General features: G+C 33.5%; 16 protein-coding genes. 7 read left to right on the top strand and 9 right to left on the bottom strand.

The window, feature by feature from the left end:
* Nucleotides 1-18 precede the first annotated feature (18 nt).
* The 5 genes from DZ60_RS0100850 to DZ60_RS0100870 form a co-directional block, all read right to left on the bottom strand.
* Nucleotides 19-1,413: an MFS transporter gene (locus DZ60_RS0100850; protein WP_025739657.1), complete on the bottom strand. Its 1,395-nt coding sequence runs from the start codon at nucleotides 1,411-1,413 to the stop codon at nucleotides 19-21.
* A gap of 955 nt (nucleotides 1,414-2,368) precedes the next feature.
* The gene (locus tag DZ60_RS0100855; protein WP_025739659.1) at nucleotides 2,369-3,190 is read right to left on the bottom strand and encodes an ABC transporter ATP-binding protein; all 822 of its coding nucleotides are present in this window, start codon (nucleotides 3,188-3,190) and stop codon (nucleotides 2,369-2,371) included.
* 12 nt (nucleotides 3,191-3,202) lie between these two features.
* A complete protein-coding gene (locus DZ60_RS0100860) occupies nucleotides 3,203-4,066 on the bottom strand; it encodes an ABC transporter ATP-binding protein (RefSeq protein ID WP_025739661.1) in 864 nt (287 codons plus the stop codon).
* Nucleotides 4,067-4,076: 10 nt separating this feature from the next.
* Entirely contained in the window at nucleotides 4,077-5,171 is a 1,095-nt protein-coding gene (locus DZ60_RS0100865; RefSeq protein WP_025739663.1) for an ABC transporter permease, read from the bottom strand.
* Nucleotides 5,172-5,326: 155 nt separating this feature from the next.
* Entirely contained in the window at nucleotides 5,327-6,706 is a 1,380-nt protein-coding gene (locus DZ60_RS0100870; RefSeq protein WP_025739664.1) for a CmpA/NrtA family ABC transporter substrate-binding protein, read from the bottom strand.
* A gap of 387 nt (nucleotides 6,707-7,093) precedes the next feature.
* Between DZ60_RS0100870 and DZ60_RS0100875 the strand changes: the two genes are divergently transcribed.
* Nucleotides 7,094-7,918, top strand: coding sequence for a type IV pili methyl-accepting chemotaxis transducer N-terminal domain-containing protein (locus DZ60_RS0100875; RefSeq protein WP_025739665.1), 825 nt, complete (start codon nucleotides 7,094-7,096; stop codon nucleotides 7,916-7,918).
* Between the two features lie 36 nt (nucleotides 7,919-7,954).
* Here the strand turns inward: DZ60_RS0100875 and DZ60_RS0100880 are convergent, their stop codons facing one another.
* Nucleotides 7,955-8,650 (bottom strand): response regulator, encoded by a 696-nt coding sequence (locus tag DZ60_RS0100880; RefSeq protein ID WP_025739666.1) that lies wholly within the window; start codon nucleotides 8,648-8,650, stop codon nucleotides 7,955-7,957.
* Nucleotides 8,651-8,914: 264 nt separating this feature from the next.
* On the opposite strand from DZ60_RS0100880, the gene DZ60_RS0100885 reads away from it, so the two are divergent.
* From DZ60_RS0100885 to DZ60_RS0100905, 5 genes are all read left to right on the top strand, one after another.
* The gene (locus DZ60_RS0100885; protein WP_025739667.1) at nucleotides 8,915-10,225 is read left to right on the top strand and encodes an alginate export family protein; all 1,311 of its coding nucleotides are present in this window, start codon (nucleotides 8,915-8,917) and stop codon (nucleotides 10,223-10,225) included.
* A gap of 175 nt (nucleotides 10,226-10,400) precedes the next feature.
* The gene (gene nirB / locus DZ60_RS0100890) at nucleotides 10,401-12,920 is read left to right on the top strand and encodes a nitrite reductase large subunit NirB (RefSeq protein ID WP_025739668.1); all 2,520 of its coding nucleotides are present in this window, start codon (nucleotides 10,401-10,403) and stop codon (nucleotides 12,918-12,920) included.
* Nucleotides 12,921-13,008: 88 nt separating this feature from the next.
* Nucleotides 13,009-13,386 carry a nitrite reductase small subunit NirD gene (nirD, locus tag DZ60_RS0100895; protein ID WP_025739669.1) on the top strand — a complete coding sequence of 126 codons (378 nt, stop codon included), beginning with the start codon at nucleotides 13,009-13,011 and terminating at the stop codon, nucleotides 13,384-13,386.
* Between the two features lie 295 nt (nucleotides 13,387-13,681).
* On the top strand, nucleotides 13,682-14,269 hold the full coding sequence (locus DZ60_RS0100900; protein ID WP_025739671.1) for a DUF4202 domain-containing protein: 588 nt from the start codon (nucleotides 13,682-13,684) through the stop codon (nucleotides 14,267-14,269).
* Nucleotides 14,270-14,276: 7 nt separating this feature from the next.
* The gene (locus tag DZ60_RS0100905; protein ID WP_025739672.1) at nucleotides 14,277-16,100 is read left to right on the top strand and encodes an ATP-binding protein; all 1,824 of its coding nucleotides are present in this window, start codon (nucleotides 14,277-14,279) and stop codon (nucleotides 16,098-16,100) included.
* A gap of 2 nt (nucleotides 16,101-16,102) precedes the next feature.
* On the opposite strand, the gene DZ60_RS0100910 is transcribed toward DZ60_RS0100905, so the two are convergent.
* The 3 genes from DZ60_RS0100910 to pfkA form a co-directional block, all read right to left on the bottom strand.
* Complete coding sequence (locus DZ60_RS0100910; RefSeq protein ID WP_025739673.1) at nucleotides 16,103-16,972, bottom strand: N-acetylglucosamine kinase; 870 nt, start codon at nucleotides 16,970-16,972, stop codon at nucleotides 16,103-16,105.
* 160 nt (nucleotides 16,973-17,132) lie between these two features.
* Nucleotides 17,133-18,134: a type I glyceraldehyde-3-phosphate dehydrogenase gene (gene gap, locus DZ60_RS0100915; RefSeq protein WP_025739676.1), complete on the bottom strand. Its 1,002-nt coding sequence runs from the start codon at nucleotides 18,132-18,134 to the stop codon at nucleotides 17,133-17,135.
* 48 nt (nucleotides 18,135-18,182) lie between these two features.
* Entirely contained in the window at nucleotides 18,183-19,169 is a 987-nt protein-coding gene (pfkA, locus tag DZ60_RS0100920; RefSeq protein ID WP_025739678.1) for a 6-phosphofructokinase, read from the bottom strand.
* A gap of 348 nt (nucleotides 19,170-19,517) precedes the next feature.
* On the opposite strand from pfkA, the gene DZ60_RS0100930 reads away from it, so the two are divergent.
* Nucleotides 19,518-21,722 (top strand): peptidase domain-containing ABC transporter, encoded by a 2,205-nt coding sequence (locus DZ60_RS0100930; RefSeq protein ID WP_025739679.1) that lies wholly within the window; start codon nucleotides 19,518-19,520, stop codon nucleotides 21,720-21,722.
* Nucleotides 21,723-21,738: the final 16 nt, after the last annotated feature.

Here is a 21,738-nt window from a genome sequence, read left to right on the forward strand (position 1 = left end):
GCAACTTTATTACTTACATTATGCGGGAACAGCTTTCATTTCTCTTGCCACTTCTTTTTCATCCTCTGTAGAAAACTTAATAGCTAATGAAACAAATGCAGTAAATATTACAAAAATTCCTATAATAAAATACCCACTAGACACTGCTTCTGATGAAGCTGCCGCTTGAGCAGCATCAATAGCATCTTGACCTAAACCATTACTCGTAGCAATAGCCGTTTTTTCTGCAACTGCGGATTTTGATTTTAATATCATAGCTGCAACAAAAGCTCCTACATTCCCTCCTGCTCCAACGATACCAGAAATTGACCCTATCGCCTTTTTATTTATAAAAGGAACTACAGAAAAAGTTGCTCCCTCTGCCATTTGTACAGAGAGACTAAAACCTACCAAAAATACAATTCCGAAAGTCAATCCGCTCATACCAGAAAATAAAGACAACATAATCCCTTCTACAGCCAGTATTACAGCCAAGAACAAAACTCTTCCTCGTAATCCTTTAAGTTTTCCAAACTTATCACCAAAGAAACCTCCTAGAGTTCTGGCAAAAATATTCATCAAAGCAAATGATAATACCAAATTACCAGCAGTGGACCGCTCTAATTGAAATGTGTTTTGTAAATAATCATCCATCGTACCATATACAGTAAGCTCCATACCAAAACATGCAGCATATATCACAAAGAGTATCCAAACCCTGTAATCTTTAATGGCATTGACAAAACTTACTTCATCTTTTTTAGTTTTTACTAATTCTCCTCGTTCTCTTAGTTCAGAGAAATTTCCGTTAGGTGTATCTTGTGTAAAAAGAGAATAAACAATTCCCATTAAAAAGCAAATAACTCCAGCAACAATCATACTATATCTCCAGGCATCAGTTTCTGCAACACCAAAACTTACAACTGCAGCAGCAATTAATGGCATTCCTAACCTATTTGCTCCTCCTCCTAGGTTTCCCCATCCGGCAGAAGTTGCGTTCGCAGTTCCTACAATATTAGGGGCAAACATTATTGAAGTATGAAATTGTGTAATTACAAAAGAAGCTCCTATGAATCCTATGAACAATCTGCAAATAATAAACTGCAGTGGTGTTTGTACAAAACCCAATAATATTACTGGAATTGAACCCAACATTAGCAACCATGTATAACAAGTTCTTGGCCCATATTTATCACATAATTTACCAATCAACAATCTGGCAAACACAGTTCCTGAAACTGCCACAATAATAGAATTCCACTTTTGATCTGGAGTAAGCCCCAAATCCTTTACAACATCTGGCATAAAAGGAACAATACCAAACCAAGCAAAAAAGCACATAAAAAATGCAATCGAGGTGATCCAAAATGTTCGTATCGGTAAACTTTTAAAGTTTAACAGGTTCAAAGTAGTAGCTTTACCTGAAGTGTTCATAATTACTTAGTTTTAGTTTTTATATAATAAGTACCTAAATCAATAAATACTTAAATTTATCGCAAAACTAAGTATAAACACTTAACAAAAATGCAAATAAAGCCGTATAATTACGTAAAAACACCTACTATTATAATATTGCTAAATATTAAAACATAACTCAACAAAAAACACAATTATATAAGTCATATATAGCGAATTCAACAAATGGATATTTCGCAAAAAAGCCTATCTGTACATCTCATATCATTTTTTTAGATCGAACTCGCTGTGCGATATAGAATCTAACTATCAGAATACCTCATAACTTTCATCAATTAGTTTTAAAGAATTAGAATTTAGTAATTAACACCCCTTTTTCTTACCCAATAAAAAACACAAATACCTGTTATCCATAAAATTAATTACAAAAAAAACAACAATCCTTTTTCTTATTATACCCACAAAAAGAGAGCTATTAATCTTTTTAAACAAAAAAACCGGTTACAAATAAATGCAACCGGCAACACAAGAAACACTTAAAGTCACTACATCTTTAAGGTTTCAACACTAAGTTGTAAAAACGCTTTTTTCTCAAAAAACATATTTCATACTTTATAAAAAACGAATAATTCAAAAATTAATCGTGGTTTTCTAAAATTTCTAAAAAAAACAGGGGAATAAATCATGTTTTCTGAAATATGATCATATTTCAGAAACATTAAAATGAAGAATTTAATAATACTTTCATCAATATTAAGCCCCTATTGACAATAATAAATATAGATAATAATTATTAAACTGCTAGAAAAACTTTTGTTTTTTATTAAACAAAAGTTATATTTTTTGTTAAAAACACTGCAGAAAAAGCATTATTACTTTGATTTACAGCGACAAAACTACAATAATCCTTTCTAAAAATATACTTATATTTTCAAAATATTTGGTGAATTGGGACTTTTTTATCAATTAATTATTAATGCTCTAAGAAGTTGATTAAATGCTCTCGATACTTATAATAATCTGGATGATCTAACACATCTTTTCGCAAACGTGGACGTTCAAAATCAATCTCTAAAATATCTCCCACTTTGGCTCTAGGTCCACTTGTCATCATGATCACTCTATCTGCCAAAAATATGGATTCATCGACGTCATGAGTAATCATTATTGCTGTTATTTTTTCTTGATTCCAAACTTCTATAAGAACATCTTGAAGCTCTCCACGAGTTAAAGAATCCAACATTCCGAATGGCTCATCCAACAATAATACCTTAGGTTTCAATGCAAAAGCCCTTGCGATCCCTACACGCTGTTGCATACCTTGAGATAAGTCTTTTGCTTTTTTATACATTGCATCCTCGAGACCTACTTTAGACAAGTAATATTTTACAATATCATCTCTATCCTTTTTTGTACCATGACCAAATACTTGTTTTACACCTAACATTACATTATCATATGCTGTCATCCAAGGTAATAAACTCGGGGACTGAAAAATAACACCTCTATCTGGTCCGGGTCCTTTAATTGTCTGATTATTGGCTACAATTGTACCTCTGGATATTGGATTAAGTCCAGCTATCATTGTTAATAATGTAGATTTACCACAACCAGAATGTCCAATAATTGATATAAATTCTTCGTGCTTTACCTTCAGATCCAGATCATCTAACACAACATAATCTCCTTTGGGTGTTGGATAAATCTTTGTAAGTTGAGTAATATCCAACATGTATTTATCCTCGAACAAACCATTTTCTGATCTACGTACTTTTGAGTTTTCTAATGTCTCCATAATCTTTTCTTTTTAACTAAAACTTAATCTTCTAAATGGTGTTGACTTAATTTGAGGCTTTATCTCTGGCAATGTATATGTAGTTTCTTTTTTAGAAGATCTCTGCTCTCCTATTTGTATAAGGTACTCTATAATACTATTACGTAACCTTTTATATTCATCATTGCTGTTAAGAGCAGTTTTGTCTCTTGGTCGTTCTAAATTGATCTTATATTCTGGCCCCAGTGTGGCTTTTGGCCCTGGTTTAAGAGGTATAATCCTATCTGCCATAAGAATACCTTCATCTACATCATTCGTAATTAGCAATGCTGTTTTTTTATCTTTATTCCAGATTTTAAGAATCTCTTGTTGCAAATTACCTCGAGTTAATGCATCTAGAGCACTTAATGGCTCATCCATCAAAATTACATCGGGACTCATCGACAATGCTCTGGTTACAGAAACCCGCTGGCGCATACCTCCAGAAAGTTCTTTAGGCAGCTTACCAATGGCCGGAGATAGATTAACCATTTCTACATAGTCTTCTACACGTTTGTTTCTATCTTTTTTTGACATTTTTTTGAATGCTTCCTTTACGGCCATGCCCACATTATTTCTAACATTCAACCAAGGTAATAATGAATAATTCTGAAAAATAACTCCTCGCTCATGACTTGGTCCCGTAACTGGCTCTCCTTTGAACAATACTTGTCCCTCATCAGGCATTAACAATCCAGAGATAAGATTGATCAAGGTTGTTTTTCCGCTTCCTGTAAAACCAACAATTGCTACAAATTCTCCTTCCTCAATAGTTAGATTTATATTCGAAAGCACTTCAGTTTTATCTTTTCCTGTCCCAAAAGACTTGGATACATTTCTTAATTCTATATATGCCATATCCTTTTTTTTATGTTTCTTCAGTAAACGTTACAAACTTCTGAATTGTAAGCATTATACGATCTAGTAAGAAACCAATAATACCAATAACAAACATTGCAACAATAATTTTAGAATTAGAATCATTTGCTCCATTCTGAAACTCTTCCCAAACAAAAGAACCTAATCCTGGACTCTGAGCTAATAATTCAATTGCAATAAGTACCATCCAAGCTACAGATAGTGTAATTCTTAATCCTGTAAAAATCAAAGGAAAAGATGATGGTAAAATGATTTTAAAAACCTTCTGCCCTATATTAAGTTGCAAAACTTTTGCTACATTAATGTAATCTTTATCTACAGATGACACTCCCATACTTGTGTTTACCAAAGTAGCCCACATAGCACATAGTCCAACACTTATAAACGATATTGTAAATGAACTATCACCATCTGAGTTTTTACCTAAAGTATTAACAATCATAGAAACTAATAATAACCAAACAACTGGCGAAACGGGTTTAAGTATCTGAATTAGCCAATTCACAGATGAACGTAGAGACTCGCTTAACCCTAACATAATCCCTATTGGTACAGCAATAAAAAGAGCCAATAAAAACCCAGCAAATACTGTCTTAAGACTGGTAAAAATCTGATCTACAAATGATGGTCTTCCTGTGTAGGTTATTGCATCTAATCCTTGCTCAGCTCTTTTGACATTGGTAGCGGCAACTTTTTCGGCAAAGGCATCTTTCTTTGCACTGATACTCGCGTGATCTGCAAGTAGTGATTTATATGCCACCCAAACCTGAGATGGAGACGGTAATGTAGTAATCTGACAATCTTTACTCCCTGAATCTATACAGCTTCTTTCAAGTCTCGCTGCAGCTTCTCCCCTCTCATTAAATGCTTTTTCTATCCTAAATTCTTTTTCTATATTGTACAAATGTGAAGATCCTGCACTCCATAACAATAAAAACAATCCCACGGATAAAATAGGTAAGACAATTTTTTTGAATAATGCTACTAAATTCTTCTTCGTTTCTTCACCACTCGCCAATCGTATAGCAGGCTCAAAAAAGCCCAGTCCTATAAAATTTAGGATATTAATGGATTTATCTTTCATTTTATTTGTTTTATGGTTCCCTAACTTGTTTATCTGCCCTGTAAAGCAATCTGTGTTAAAGACTTTCTAAATTTCCGATACTTTGTAATTCATTTTTAAAAGAGGAGAAATAAAAAGAAAACTCTTTCTACCTCTCTCTCTTTTCAAAAACACTATTATTTTTCCTTGTTACCTATAGTAAAACTGTTGATATATCCTATTGGATCTTTTGCATCATACTTGTTACCATCTATAAAATCTGTAGTTGCAGGTTTATAACCATCTGTTGTAGGTAATTCTGAAGCAGCCAAATGTCCTTCTTCTACAAGAAGATTCGCCGCTTTAGTCCAAATATCAGGACGGTAGATATCTTTGATCGTATTCGCATACCACTCAGCAGGCTTACTTTCTGGTATCTGTCCCCAACGTCTCATTTGAGTTAAAAACCATATACCATCAGAATAGAATGGATATGTTGCATCGTGTCTGTAGAATACATTAAAATCAGGCATTTCTCTCTTATCTCCCTTTTCGAACTCGAACGTTCCTGTCATTGAGTTTGCTAGTACAACCTCATCAGCACCTACATATTCTGGCATAGATAATATTTTTACTGCTTCAGGACGATTTCCTGGAGTATCTAACCATTTTCCAGCTCTTATCAGGGCTTTTGTTACAGCAACTGCCGTATTAGGATATTGCTCTACGAATTTCTTTGTCATTACAAATACCTTCTCTGGATTATTTTTCCAGATATCATAATTTGTAACTACTGGTACACCTATACCTTTAAAAACAGCTTGCTGATTCCAAGGTTCCCCAACACAATATCCGTAAATAGTACCTGCTTCTAGAGTTGCTGGCATTTGTGGTGGTGGTGTTACAGATAATAACACATCAGCATCTATCTGACCTTGAATATTTTCTTTAGAATACATTCCTGGATTAATTCCAGCTGCTGCTAACCAATATCTAATTTCATAATTATGTGTAGATACAGGAAATACCATACCCATCTTAAAAGCTTTACCATCATTTTTGTAAGAATCAATAACTGGCTTTAATGCCTTTGCTGATATTGGATGTATTGGCTTACCATCTTCTCCTGCCGGTACATTAGGTTTCATTTTTGACCATACATCATTAGAAACAGTAATACCGTTACCATTTAAATCCATAGAAAATGAAGTAACTAATTCTGCCTGTCTACCAAAACCAGCTCCTGCTGCAATTGGCTGACCTGCTAACATATGAGAACCATCTAATTGACCATCGATTACACGATCTAATACATTTTTCCAATTTGATTGAGCCTCTACAGACACGAACAATCCTTCATCTTCAAAAAAACCTTTTTCTTTAGCAATTGCTAAAGGAGCCATATCTGTTAATTTAATAAAACCAAAAGTTAATTGTGGTTTTTCTATTGTTAAGGCCGATGCTTCTTCTTTAGAATCTACATCTTCAGATGCCCCTTTCTTTTTCTTCTCACCTCCACATGACATCATAGCCATTAGGGTAAGTACTGTTATTATTTTAAAACTTATTTTTTTCATAATGCTGTTTTTAGAAGATTTCGCTAATAGAATCAGGTCAAAATTAAGTATTATTACTTACTTTCTATTCTTTTGCCTTTAAAAAAATAAGTATTTAGTTGATTATTATCTATTCTAAAATATATGGGTTTTCAAATTAGATATTCTTCAAAAATTGATGAGAAAAATTAAAGAAGAGATAATGATCTAGAATAAATCAATAACAAGTTACTGAAATTCAATTTATTACAAAAATAAGAGAGATTTAACACAATTACCACACAGTAAAACCGAGAGCAATATCTCTGCAAAAACAAATACTTAGTAAAAAATACTTAGTTAAATTAAAAAATAAGTATTTTTGAAAAATACAACATAATCAATTATAACAAATACCCCCTCAATTGTATGAAAACAAAAATTACAATTATTCTTTTATTAGCATCTTTACTAGTAACCTCGAAAAGTATTTCTCAATCCAAATACGGATCTATTACCTACAACAAGGCAATAAATATTTCAGGAAAACAGCGAATGCTATCGCAAAAAATGTCTAAAGCCTATTTACTACTTAGTAAAGGAGTCAATAACGATGAAATCAAAAGAGAATTAAGCTCGAGTAAGTTCATTTTTGAAAAACAATTAGAAATATTAACCGAAAACGCATCAAGCACGGCAGTAAAGCTCTCTATTAAAGGTGTCAAGAAATTATGGAATCAATTTAAACCACTAATAGAATCGACCCCTAATTACATAAACTCTAAAGACATTATTAGACTTAATACCACTTTACTAAAAGCATGTCATGAACTGGTTTTAAGTATTGAAGTAAGCTCTAACTACAATAATCAATTCTTTAAAAACAAAAATCAAGATCTTGTAAACATTATTAATATATCAGGAAAACAACGTATGTTGTCACAAAGACTCTGTTTATACTATACAGCCAATACTATGTTTCCTAATAATTCTACGGAGTACAAAAAAATTATGACTGATGTAATTAACGAGTTTGATAGCGTTATCGGAAACTTATTAATTAGCAGCTACAATAGCACAGAAATTGAAGAAGAATTAGGGTCTGTTATGTCACTATGGGAAAAACTGAACACTAATAAAAGAGGTGTCATGAATGGAACATTTTCTATAGAAGAAGTATTTGGTATTACAAACAACCTAACAAAAAGTTTCAATAAAATCACTGGTCAATACGAAACAATTGCCAATAATTAATATAAAGTAATTTTCAAAAAATTATATAGAATAGAGCTAGGAAATCATACCAAATTTTCTAGCTTTATTACTTAACTCTAGAACATTCTTAACTCCCATTTTTTTCATAAGATTAAATCGATGAACCTCGGTCGTTCTCTTACTAATATTGAGCTCTGTAGCAATATCCTTGTTGGTCATACCCGAAATAGCAAGATGCAGTATTTGACTTTCTCTTTTGGTCAAATCAAAAGGATTACTAGGAACTTGTTTGGGAGTATCTAGTGCCACATTTATCTCAGTCCCTAGATCTTTGGTACGATCTACCTCAACACCTCCTTGTATCTTTCGAACTAATATAGAAGAAACATCTCCACTAAAATACTTCTCTCCTCTATTTACCATAGAAAGTGCTTTAAGAAATTCTTCTTTACTAGCTCCTTTTAAAAGATACCCATCAGCACCAGCATTAATAGATTGTAATATATACTCATCAGAATCATGCATAGACAACATAATTGTCTTTACCTCTAACCCCATTTCTTTCATTTTCTGAACAGTTTCTATACCTGACATTTCTGGCATTCTGATATCACAAATAATAATATCTGGATTCAGAGATTGCGCAAGAGATATTGCCTCTAACCCATTTACAGCCTCACCAATGACGCTATACTGGCTTTCATCCTCAAGAATTGCCCGAATACCATCTCTAACCATAAAATGATCATCTACTAAAACTATTTTTGTCATCGACTCTTACCTTTCTAAATTTTAAATAATACGTATTTTTAATCAAATATAGGAATAATTCAAAAACATCTAAGTAAAGTTAAAAGGTTCTAAATTTTACCTACGTATTTTTACATAAAAAACACCCAATACTTAAGTATTAATACTTAGATTTGTGTCAGAAATACGTATTAACAATACTACAGCTAATAGAATTAATTAAACGATTTTGAAATTTTAGCATAAGACAGCTAAAGTACTTATGCAAAAAAAAACAGTTAACAGATGAGAAACAAATTACGTATTGTCATTTTACTATTTATGGTAATGGCATTAAAAGGGAAAGCCCAAGAACTAAGTATTGATGCAGATATCCGTCCACGTTTTGAATACAGACATGGTTTTCATAGTCTAGTTCCTGACGGAGTTGACGAAGCAGCGGTAATACAACAAAGGTCAAGACTTAAATTTGGATATACAGCCGATAAATTTAAAGCACACTTGAGCGTACAAGATGTAAGAGTCTGGGGAGACACAAGACAGATCTTAGATGATGACATCAATAATAACTTACAAATTGCCGAAGCATGGTTCTCATTAAAAATGGGAGAATCATGGGCTACAAAAATAGGTCGTCAAACATTATCGTATGATGATCAGAGAATCCTAGGAGGTTTAGACTGGGCAATGCAAGGGCGTTTCCATGATCTTTTACTTCTTAAATATGCAAAAGGTAAGTCTAAGTTAGATATCGGACTTGCTTTCAGTCAAAATGCAGGAGCTGCAAACCCAGGTAACGAGTTTGGTAATATTTATGATGTAACTGGCTTCTTTAGCTACAAAGCAATGGAGTATCTTCACTATAATGTAAAACCATCAGAAGATGTTAGTATTAGTTTATTAGCACTTAATAACACTTTCCAAAACCTTGAGAATGGAGTTGGTGTTGATGGATTTTATCACAGACAAACTTTCGGAACACACTCAAAATTCAAATTAGGAGGTATTGGCTTAGCTTTTAACGGATACTTACAAACAGGTGAGGCTAATTCAGGAACCGACTTGAGCGCATACTTAGTAGGACTAGAAGGAATTGGTAAAGTTGGTAAGACAAAATTAGGACTAGGATTCGAAATTCAGAGTGGTACTGATCAAGATGCTACCGATGGAAAAAACAAATCGTTTTTCCCACTATACGGTACTAATCATAAATTTAACGGATTTATGGATTACTTCTATGTTGGTAACCATGCTAATAGTGTAGGTTTAACCGATATCTATGGTAAAGTAATCTTCAAAACTGGTGAAAAATCAAGTTTATTAGTAAAAGGTCATTACCTAGGAACTGCTGCTACAATGATAGACACTGACGGTTCAGATGCAGATGCTTACTTAGGAACAGAATTAGATTTGGTATATACTCAGAAATTACTTCCGTATGTAACGCTAAAACTAGGATACTCTCATATGTTCGCTTCAGACTCAATGGAGCTTCTAAAAGGAGTTGATGATCCTGCAAGTATCCAAAACTGGGGATGGGCAATGTTAGTTGTAAAACCTAATTTCCTAAAATGGAGCCCAAAACCTAAAGAATAATGGAGTAAATCTTACTCAAAAATGCATAATCATTAAAAAAACCTGCGAAATACCATTTTCGCAGGTTTTTTTATGTATTATTTTCAAATTCGCAATCACACATATCTATAATTACGTAATTTCTAGTGTAGCAATACGTATTTATACTTAATTTTGTATCTATAAATTCAGAACAATGAAGAAGGTAATAGTAATAGGTAATGGAATGGTAGGATACAAATTTTGTGAGAAATTTGTGGCCTCAGAAAAATTCAATGATTTTGAACTTACCGTTTTTGGCGAAGAACCAAGAAGAGCATACGATCGTGTACATCTAAGTGAATTTTATGATGGTAAAACTGCTGAAGACTTAAGTATGTCTTCTGCAACTTGGTATACAGAAAATAACATTGATTTGCATATTTCGGAAATGATCACCGAAATTGACAGAGAAAATAAAACCGTTGCAAATCACCGTGGCGTTAAGTATTCTTACGACTACTTAATTTTAGCTACTGGGTCATCTGCTTTTGTCCCTCCAATTCCTGGAGTTGAAAAAGAAGGTGTATTTGTATACCGTACTATTGAGGATTTAGAAGCAACTGAAGCTTATGCTAAGAAATTAAAAGCTGCCGGTAAAACTGAAGCAGCAGTTCTTGGTGGTGGATTATTAGGTTTAGAGGCTGCAAACGCAGTTAAAAACTTAGGCTTAAATGCTCACGTAGTAGAATTTGCTCCTCGGCTTATGCCAAGACAGTTAGATAAAGGAGCTAGTGATATGCTTCAAGCAAAAATTGAAGACTTAGGATTGAAAGTACACCTTTCAAAACAAACACAACATATACAAGGTGACAAAGCCATCGAAGGTTTACAGTATGTAGATAATACAGAACTGAAAGTTGACATGTTAGTGGTTTCTGCAGGTATTCGTCCTCGTGATGAAGTTGCTAGAGAATGTGGACTAGAAGTGGGGACTCGTGGTGGAATTGTAGTAAACCAACAAATGCAGACATCTGATAGTAGTATATATGCTATAGGTGAATGTGCCCTTCTAAATCAAATGATTTATGGTTTGGTAGCTCCTGGTTATGACATGGCCGAAGTAGCTGTACAACAAATCATAGGAGAAGAAGCTGCAATGGCTGAATCTATTGACATGTCGACCCAACTGAAATTAATTGGTACAGAAGTAGCTAGTTTTGGTGACGCCTTAAACGAAGCGAAAGAAGAAATAGATGAAATTACCTACGTTAATAAACGTAGTGGAATTTATAAAAAAATAAATGTTACCAAAGACGGTAAAAAGTTATTAGGAGGAATATTAATAGGTGACTCTTCAGATTACAACTCATTATTCCAAATTTACATTAACGGAATGAAGCTTCCTGAAGATCCTGAAGACCTAATTTTAGGTAGTCGTGGTGGCGAAGGTGGCGGATTGTTGGGTGATGTTATGGATCTACCAGATGATGCACAAATATGTTCTTGCGAAAGTGTTACTAAGGGCCAAATATGTGGTGCTATTGAAAGTGGAGAAGCAAATGATCTAGGTGATGTGGTAAGCTGCACTAAAGCCGGAACCGGATGTGGTGGTTGTAAACCAATGGTTAAAGACTTAGTTGATGCTACTTTAAAATCTTTAGGACGAGAGGTAAAAGATAGTGTATGTGAACACTTTGACCTTAATCGCCAAGAGCTATATGATTTAATCCAAGTAAAAGGGTATAAAACTTTTAATGAAGTTCTTGACAATCACGGAAATGGTGGTCATGGATGCGAATTATGTAAACCTGTGGTAGCTTCACTAATGGCAACAATTCATGCCGACACAGCCAATGTCGAATATGCCATACAAGACTCGAATGACCGTTTCTTAGCAAACATTCAACGTAACGGAACTTACTCGGTCGTTCCTCGTATTCCTGGAGGAGAAATTACTCCACAAAAATTGATTGCCCTTGGAGAAATTGCCAAGAAATATGACTTATACACCAAAGTAACAGGTGGAGTTCGTATAGATTTATTTGGTGCAACTTTGAACCAATTACCACTTATATGGAAAGATTTAATTGAAGAAGGTTTTGAAAGTGGTCATGCCTACGGAAAATCACTTCGTACTGTAAAAACTTGTGTAGGATCTACATGGTGTCGCTATGGTATGGATGAGAGTGTTTCTTTTGGTATTGAGCTAGAGAACAGATACAGAGGTATGCGATCTCCTCATAAAATAAAAGGAGGTGTTTCTGGTTGTATTCGTGAATGTGCAGAGGCTCGTGGAAAAGATTTTGGGTTAATTGCCGTTGATGGTGGTTGGAATTTATATGTAGGAGGTAACGGTGGTGCAACTCCCCGCCATGCAGAACTATTGGCCGAACAAATTGATAACGAAACTGTAATAAAATACTTAGATCGCTACTTAATGTTTTACATGCGTACCGCTAAACCTTTACAACGTACAGCTGCTTGGCAAGAACGTTTAGAAGGTGGTATGGAATATTTAAAACAAGTAATTATTGAAGATAGCTTAGGAATTTGTGAAGATCTAGAAAGAGAAATGAGCACATTGGTTAATAAGTTTGAATGCGAGTGGACTCAGGCCATTAATGACCCAGAAATGATGAAACGTTTCAGTCACTTTGTAAATAGTGATGATGATGATGATAACTTAGTATTTGTTCCTTTACGTGAACAAAAAATGCCTAAACACTGGAAATAATAAAATAGCAATAGCATAATGATAACTTTTTGAATCGAATTTCTATTCTTAAAGAGCTATCAAAAAATCCTCAAAAGAGTAATTTGTAATGGAGAAAATTTTGGATATATATAAAAGTACTTCTGTAGAAGATGTAACCGTATGGTATGAAGCGGCAAAAGTAAGTGATTTCCCAAAAGATGGCGGAGCTTGCGTAAAATATAAAGAAAAACAAATTGCGGTCTTTAATTTTGAACGAAAAAACGAATGGTATGCATGTCAAAATGTATGTCCCCATAAAATGGAAATGGTATTAAGTAGAGGAATGATCGGTGACCAAAACGGAATTCCTAAGGTAGCCTGCCCACTGCATAAGAAAACATTTTCCTTAGAAAACGGAGAAAACCTAAATGGTGATATTGCTCCTATAGCAACTTATCCTGTAAAAATAGAAGGTGATATCGTTTATATTGGCTTCTCAGAATAGCTGCTATTTCTAGTGTTCTAAAAAGTTATTTAATAGGGCTAATTCAATTAATTCTGTAACCATCTTAATTTTTCATCAAAGTTAAGATGGTTTTCTATTTCTAAACAAGAAGAATACATCCCTCTTTTTGAAAAATATTCAATAAGAAAAAGCACATTACACAGGCTATAAGAATTTCTTTAAACATAAAAATTGCTTTTCTTATAACAAACGCAACATACAACTAGGATTATAGTCTTTGTACATTTTATAATTATATAGTTTACATTAACTTTGCTATAAATACAAATTACTTATGGCACCTATTCAATTATCAGAAGCGCTTACAAAAATCGACCAAGCTAATGCCAATGACCCAAATCACGAAATAATAGAAGGGCAATCAATTCCCAAAGAATTAATCTATGGGCAACGTATGACCCAAACTATAAATACATTTGAGCCTAATGCATCTGTAGCTTTACAAATTGCTGCCAGAGCTCAACATATTTGCAGATGGGAAATCCCTCGAGAAACCTATCCCATGGATCGGGTTGGATACTTAAAATGGAGAGAGGATCTTAAAAAATTTCACGCAAAAAAAACAGCAGGAATCCTTACAGAGATCGGATATGACAAAGAAACTATAGAACGAGTATCCTTTTTACTTCAGAAGAAAAAACTAAAGAAAGATATCGAAACTCAAACATTAGAAGATGTAATTTGTCTTGTCTTTCTTAACTTCTATTACGAAGGTTTTTTGATCAAACATGAAGAAGAAAAAATAATTGACATCCTACAAAAAACTTGGCGAAAAATGTCTGAAAAAGGTCATAAAGCAGCTTTGCAACTCTCTTATTCTGATAAAGGGTTGGCACTAATTAAAAAGGCATTAGCCGAATAATCCAATTTTGAACAGAAGAGAATCACTAGACCACCAAACTTTTAATCGTCTGACCAAAGTATACGCAATTGCTCTTGGAGCCATTGCATTATTTACTTTTGGAGGACAATTTTTTATACAACAATTTCTGAATAGTCAAATTGATGATTCTAGAATCATTAATTTATCTGGGCGACAGCGTATGCTTAGTCAAAAACTTTCTAAAGAAATTTTATTACTCTCGCATATAGATGACCAAAACTCGAAGAAGGAACAATATGTAAAAGAACTACAATCTACAATTAACCTCTGGAAACTGTCGCATCAAAATTTAAAAAAATACAACGACTCCATTCAAAAAGGAAAGAAGGACAGTACCGAAATCAAAAGAATGTTTTTGGTATTACAACCATACTTTGAGACCATATACGAAAGTAGTATCGAAATACTCAATTTAGCAAAAAAAGACTCTATAGATAGTGAACTTCTTGCCCCTAATTTAACCAACGTAATATTTAACGAACCTCTTTTTCTAAAACAAATGGATGCAATTGTATTTCGTTATGAAAAAGAAGCCCAAGAAAAAATATCTAGTCTTAAGAGAATCGAATACCTAATATTTGGCTTAATCATTATAATTTTAATGGTTGAGTTTTTATTTCTATTTCGCCCTATAACTCTTAGAGTAAAAAAGACCATATCAAATTTGTTGATATCCCAACAAAATGCAACAGATATGGCTCTTAATGCCGAAAAACTAAGAAAAACTCAAAACGAAAATGTACAAGAGCTCATATCACTTACCAAGGCCATAGATCAAACATTACTTTATGCTCGAGTAGATGAAAATGGGATTATAAGAAGCCTTGGTGAGCGTTTTAGTAAGCTATTGCGTCTAGATCAAGGACCTAATAATCAAAAGAACCTTGCGGAACTTATGGGATTAGGTGAGGTACAAAAAAATAGATTACTTCAACTCATCGCACAAAATAAAGGAGGCGTATTTAATGAGCAATTTGTATTCGAAGCTGTACAGGGACAAAAAATATGGTTAGATATATCTATCCTTACCGTCTTAAGAGAATCTGGTAATATGGAGCGACTAGTGCTTTGTTCTGACATTTCTAAGCGTAAAGAGGCTCAAAATGAAGTAGAGCGATTGAATGCCGAAAAATACAGAGAGAAAGAAGAATTACAAAAATCAAACGCAAGTCAAATCGTAGAAGCCCAAGAAGAAGAGCGAAAACGTATTGCAAAAGAAATACATGATAGTATTGGCCAGATGCTTACTGCACTAAAATTTAATATTGAGTCTATTAATTTACAAAATATAGAAAAAGCTACCCAAAAAATAGAAGGCCTTAAAAAATTATCAGTAGATCTTATTCAAGGAATAAGAATGGCTACTTTTAACCTCACACCTCCAGAATTAAAAGATTACGGAATCCCTACTGCACTAAGAAAAATGGCTCGTGAGCTATCAAAGCTAACAAGCAAGAATATTATTTTTGAGAACAAATCTGAGTTTGATCAACGGTTTGACACCTTAGTAGAGACCAACCTATACCGTGTCACACAGGAAGCAGTAAACAATGCAATTAAATACGCTAAATCAGACTTTATCCTTATTATTGTTAACCATTCTGATGCCATCCTAAGTATTATAATAGAGGATAACGGAAATGGATTTGATCTTAACCAGATCCCCGCTAAACCCAAAAATAATGCAGAGGGCGGAATGGGATTATTTTTTATGAAGGAACGAATGAATTATATTAATGGTAGAATATTCATTAATTCTATTATTGGTGAGGGAACAAGAATCACTCTTAATTATAATTTCACCGAATAATTTCAGACTTGATTAACTTTTTTTTTTATTACTTCATTTCTGTAATAATCTATAAGTCCATCAATTGGTCTTCTAACTATATTTCCTACAGTCAAACTATAGGGCCAAACTGCTGCTCTAATAATATCTTCACTAAAATGAGCTATAGAGCCAATAAAGTGTACAGGAACATTCTGTGCCTCAGGAAAACAAAGCACTCTATTCTCTACAAACAACTGAATCCCTTCGGTTACAATTTTATAAAAATATCCATTACGCTCACTGGTAAAAATAAATTCTGCAAAAGAAGCAAGGTAGGTGTTAGGATTATCTTTTTTGTATAAATTTTCTTTAATCGAGTCTGCCGATAGATCAAATCGTTTTTCGAATTCTGCAGCAACTTCAGGAGGCATACGCTTGTAGTAATAATCACGTATAAGTCGTTTTCCGAAGAAGTTTCCGCTTGCCTCATCCATAAGAACATATCCTAAAGACTCAACGGTCATCTTAATCTCATCTCCATCAAAATAACAACTATTAGAACCTGTTCCCAATATACAAACAATACCAGGTTCTGCAGTAGCTGCGTACACGGCAGCAACCATGTCTTCGCGTACCACAACATCTGAGTTCACAAAATAATCTTCAAAAACTCGGGTCAACATTTCTGTTGGTTTTGATGTACCACACCCAGCACCAAAAAAATGAACAGTTTCGATTTTATCGCGATGCAACGCAAGTTCCTCATTTTTTTTGAGTCTCTTTTCTAGTAAAGAGATATCAAATATGGCAGGATTTAAACCTTCAGTTCGGGTTTTGAATATCACTTCTCCTTCATAACCAAGAAGAATCCAATCACATTTGGTAGAACCACCGTCAGCTAATAAAATCATTTTTAATACAGATTTATTGTTTATCTAGAATACTACTTTCTAAATAATATACTATCCTATTGAGCGTAACACTACAAATCATACTATCGATGCTCTGGTGTGCACTCAATAAGATAGTTATATTAATATATTATAAACACTTTAGACAAGTGTTCTTTTTTTATAAATTACCTACATAGGTAGACAAATCAACTAATTTTGAAGAATACCCGTATTCATTATCATACCAAGATACTAACTTAAAAAAGTTGTCATTAAGAGCAATTCCTGCATTTGCATCAAAAGTAGATGTATTCGCTTCTCCTACAAAATCTTGAGATACTACTGGCTCTTCTGTATATGCCAAAACTCCTTTTAATTCATTTTCTGCAGCATTCTTTACAACAGCCTTAAGTTCGTCATAAGAAACTGATTTTTTTGTCTTTACAGTAAGATCAACTACAGAAACATCTGCTGTCGGAACTCTAAAAGCCATCCCTGTAAGTTTACCATTCAATTCAGGAATTACTTTACCTACCGCTTTAGCAGCTCCTGTAGATGCAGGAATAATATTATTTAAAGAAGAACGTCCTGCTCTATAGTTCTTTTTTGATGGAGCATCAACTACAGCCTGCGTAGCAGTTGCAGCATGAACAGTTGTCATCAAACCTTCTTCGATACCAAAATTATCATTAATTACTTTTGCCAAAGGAGCTAAACAATTCGTTGTACAAGATGCATTAGACACAATTGTATCTGAACTCTTAACTTCTTTATGATTTACTCCCATTACAAACATTGGTGCATCTGCTGATGGTGCAGATATTACTACTTTTTTTGCACCTGCCTTAATATGAGCTCCTGCTGAATCGAGAGTAGTAAAAATACCGGTACAATCCATAACCACATCTACACCTGCAGCATCCCATTTCAAATCTTCAGGATTACGCTCAGCAGTAATTCTAATTTCTTTACCATTAACAACAAGGCTTCCATCTTTTACCTCTATAGTTCCATCAAACTTACCATGTACAGAATCATATTCTAGTAGGTATGCCAAATGATCAACATTCAGTAAATCGTTAATCGCTACAATCTCTACATTATCACGCTCAGAAGCAATTCTAAAAGCAATTCTACCAATTCTACCGAAACCGTTAATTCCAATTTTTAACGTACTCATATTTAATAATTTAGTTGTTTTTTTTTATTTTAAAAAACGTGGTTATAATTACACTGACGTAATATCAGCAACTTTAATCAATTTATCGTGTTTATGAACTCTTTTTTTCAATGCATCTACCAAAGGAACAATAGTTACTTTCTTATGAACAATCCCTATCATTACTTCTCGTTTATTATCTAAAAGAGCTTCTACGGCACCTACTCCTAGTTTGCTAGCTAGTACTCTATCGAAACAACTCGGTGTGCCTCCTCTTTGTATATGACCTAATACAGAAACTCTTACTTCATAACCCTCTAAGTTATTCTCTACATATTGGCCTAATTCAAAAATATTTTTTCCTGAGGTATCTCCTTCTGCAACTACAATAATACTAGAAGTTTTTCCTGTGGTTTTACTTTTCTTCAAAGATTCTATTAAACGTTCAACCCCCATATCTTCTTCGGGAATTAAAATCTCTTCTGCCCCAGCACCTATTCCAGAATTTAATGCAATATCTCCAGCATCTCGCCCCATAACTTCAATAAGGAAAAGACGATTATGAGAACTCGCAGTATCTCTGATCTTATCTATTGCATCTACAACTGTATTCAAAGCTGTATCATATCCAATCGTATAGTCAGTACCGTTAATATCATTATCTATAGTACCAGGCACCCCTACAACCGGAAAATTAAACTCTTCTGATAACTTAAGAGCTCCTGTAAAACTACCATCACCTCCTATTACCACAAGAGCATCTATATTATTTTTAACCAGATTAGCATGTGCCTTTTGTCTTCCTTCAACTGTTCTAAATGTTTTAGAACGTGCTGATTTTAGAAAAGTACCTCCCTTATTAATAATATTACGTACTGATCGTGCATTCAGTTCTTCTAACTCATTATTAATAAGTCCTTCATACCCCTTATACACTCCAAAGCAATTCACTTTATAATAGCTACATGCCCTAACTACCGCTCTTATTGCAGCATTCATTCCAGGAGCATCTCCTCCTGAAGTTAGTACCGCTATATTTTTAATTTTTTGCGCCATTGAGTCAAAGCTATCGTTAATGGAAGTAATAACCTAATTTGTTTAAAAACTAAAACGTTTTCGGTTGATAAATTCAGTTTTTTATCACAAAACACACAAAATTTTAACATATGCTCATTCTTTTAGTTAAGAATAAATCAAAATCTCAAAATCACGTTTCAGCATTTTTTTAGGTTCTAAATATTTTTGATAAAAAACGTAAATATTACCTATTATAAGGAGTAATATTTCCTGAGAAAAATACATTATATGATGCACTGTAATTGGGGTAGTAAAATAAAAAAGAATTACTTTACTTTGCATCTGCACGCTTATTATGTGTAAAATCAATTAAATCGCAGTAACTTAATGTCAAAATTTCCATTTTATAATCAAGCCGAATCCAAAGATTGTGGTCCTACATGTATCAAAATTATAGCTAAATATTATGGAAAAGTACTCAACACACCTAGTTTACGAACATTAAGCGAAACTACAAGAGAAGGTAGTTCTCTCTTAGGACTTAGTGAAGCTGTAGAGCAAATTGGTTTTAGATCATTGGGAGTCAAATTATCAATGAATAAACTTGATGAGGTTCCTCTTCCTTGTATTATACACTGGAACAAAATTCATTACGTAGTTCTTTATGATGTAAAAACAAACCGAAGAGGTAAAACAACCATTTATATTTCTGATCCTGCACACGGATTAATTACCTATACTAAAGAAGAATTCCTGAAGGCCTGGATTGGAAATAATGCAGACGAAAATACCGAAGAGGGAGTTGCACTACTGATAGAACCGACACCGAAATTTTATAATGATAACCTTGATGAAGAGGAACAAAAATTTGGTTTCAAATTCATATCTAAATATATATTCAAGTATAAAGCATTCATCTATCAACTTATATTAGGACTGCTTGCAGGAAGTTTACTTCAACTCATTACTCCTTTTCTTACTCAAAGCATTGTAGATGTAGGAATCAAAAACCAAGACCTTGATTTTGTTTATTTGGTGCTAATAGCGATGCTGTCTTTATTTGTTGGCAGAACATTAATAGATGTATTAAGAAGTTGGATTTTATTGCATTTGAGTACACGAATTAATATTTCGTTGATCTCAGATTTTTTCATAAAACTTATGAATTTACCTATCTCCTATTTTGACGTAAAAATGACAGGAGACCTTTTACAAAGAATTAATGATCATAAAAGAATAGAGCAGATACTTACTATGTCATCGCTTAATGTTTTATTCTCTATGGTAAATCTAATAGTATTTAGCATTGTATTGATTTATTATAGTCTTCCTATTTTCGGAATTTTTGCCGTCGGTAGCACACTGTATTTTGCTTGGGTTCTTATTTTTTTTAAAAAGCGTAAAAAATTAGACTACAAACGTTTTTCACAAATTAGTGAGGAACAAAGTAAGGTTATTGAGTTAGTAAATGGAATGCAAGAAATAAAACTTCATAACGCCGAAAAAAGAAAACGCTGGAACTGGGAGTTTGTACAGGCAAAACTATTCAGAATATCTATTGAAAATCTTGCATTAGAACAATATCAGAGTGTAGGATCTGCTTTTATAAATGAATTAAAAAATATATTGATTACCGTATTCTCTGCAAAATTGGTTATTGACGGAGAAATTACATTGGGTATGATGCTTGCTATAACTGCTATTGTAGGCCAATTAAATGCTCCTATCGCACAACTTATTAATTTTTTACGCGAATTACAGGACGCCCAAATCTCATTAGAACGTCTCGGAGAAATTCATAATAAAGAAGATGAGGAACATACCGGAGACGAAAAAATAAGGGATATTGCAGAAAACGTTGGTTTTGACATTAAAAATTTAAGTTTTAGATATGTTGGATCAGATAAGCATGTGTTAGAAGACCTTAGCCTATCTATTCCCTCAAATAAAATAACAGCCATTGTAGGTGTAAGCGGTAGCGGAAAAACAACATTAATGAAACTACTTCTCAAATTTTATGAACCCGTAGATGGTCAAATTTTTGTTGGCAACCATGACCTTAAAAATGTATCTCAAAAATTCTGGAGAGATCAGTTCGGAGTAGTTATGCAAGAGGGATATATATTTAATGATACCATTGCCAATAATATTGCCGTCGGTGAAGATTATGTAGACAAAAAAAAATTGGCCCATGCCATTGATGTTGCCAATATCAAAGAATTTATAGAATCACTCCCATTATCATACAATACCAAAATAGGACTAGAAGGAGTCGGATTAAGCACAGGTCAAAAACAACGTTTATTTATTGCACGAGCAGTTTATAAAAACCCACGATTCCTCTTCTTCGATGAAGCTACTTCTGCCCTAGATGCAAATAATGAAAAAGTGATCATGGAAAAATTAGATACTTTTTTTGAAAATAAAACAGTAATGGTAATAGCTCATCGATTAAGCACTGTAAAAAATGCACATCAAATAGTAGTGCTAGACAAAGGAAAAATTGCCGAGGTAGGAAACCATGAAATGCTTATTGCTAAGAAAGGAAACTATTATAACCTAGTCAAGAACCAACTTGAATTAGGAAAATAAGTTATAATTTACGAAT

The sequence above is a fragment of the Aquimarina pacifica genome, from assembly GCF_000520955.1.
GTDB lineage: Bacteria > Bacteroidota > Bacteroidia > Flavobacteriales > Flavobacteriaceae > Aquimarina > Aquimarina pacifica.

What these genes read in the sequence shown, in the direction of transcription:
- DZ60_RS0100860 (WP_025739661.1), bottom strand. Translation starts at nt 4,066, where the DNA reads ATGGCATATATAGAATTAAGAAATGTATCCAAGTCTTTTGGGACAGGA.
- DZ60_RS0100930 (WP_025739679.1), top strand. Translation starts at nt 19,518, where the DNA reads ATGTCAAAATTTCCATTTTATAATCAAGCCGAATCCAAAGATTGTGGT.
- DZ60_RS0100855 (WP_025739659.1), bottom strand. Translation starts at nt 3,190, where the DNA reads ATGGAGACATTAGAAAACTCAAAAGTACGTAGATCAGAAAATGGTTTG.
- nirD (WP_025739669.1), top strand. Translation starts at nt 13,009, where the DNA reads ATGGAGAAAATTTTGGATATATATAAAAGTACTTCTGTAGAAGATGTA.
- DZ60_RS0100875 (WP_025739665.1), top strand. Translation starts at nt 7,094, where the DNA reads ATGAAAACAAAAATTACAATTATTCTTTTATTAGCATCTTTACTAGTA.
- gap (WP_025739676.1), bottom strand. Translation starts at nt 18,134, where the DNA reads ATGAGTACGTTAAAAATTGGAATTAACGGTTTCGGTAGAATTGGTAGA.
- pfkA (WP_025739678.1), bottom strand. Translation starts at nt 19,169, where the DNA reads ATGGCGCAAAAAATTAAAAATATAGCGGTACTAACTTCAGGAGGAGAT.
- DZ60_RS0100870 (WP_025739664.1), bottom strand. Translation starts at nt 6,706, where the DNA reads ATGAAAAAAATAAGTTTTAAAATAATAACAGTACTTACCCTAATGGCT.
- DZ60_RS0100885 (WP_025739667.1), top strand. Translation starts at nt 8,915, where the DNA reads ATGAGAAACAAATTACGTATTGTCATTTTACTATTTATGGTAATGGCA.
- DZ60_RS0100900 (WP_025739671.1), top strand. Translation starts at nt 13,682, where the DNA reads ATGGCACCTATTCAATTATCAGAAGCGCTTACAAAAATCGACCAAGCT.
- DZ60_RS0100880 (WP_025739666.1), bottom strand. Translation starts at nt 8,650, where the DNA reads ATGACAAAAATAGTTTTAGTAGATGATCATTTTATGGTTAGAGATGGT.
- nirB (WP_025739668.1), top strand. Translation starts at nt 10,401, where the DNA reads ATGAAGAAGGTAATAGTAATAGGTAATGGAATGGTAGGATACAAATTT.
- DZ60_RS0100850 (WP_025739657.1), bottom strand. Translation starts at nt 1,413, where the DNA reads ATGAACACTTCAGGTAAAGCTACTACTTTGAACCTGTTAAACTTTAAA.
- DZ60_RS0100910 (WP_025739673.1), bottom strand. Translation starts at nt 16,972, where the DNA reads ATGATTTTATTAGCTGACGGTGGTTCTACCAAATGTGATTGGATTCTT.
- DZ60_RS0100865 (WP_025739663.1), bottom strand. Translation starts at nt 5,171, where the DNA reads ATGAAAGATAAATCCATTAATATCCTAAATTTTATAGGACTGGGCTTT.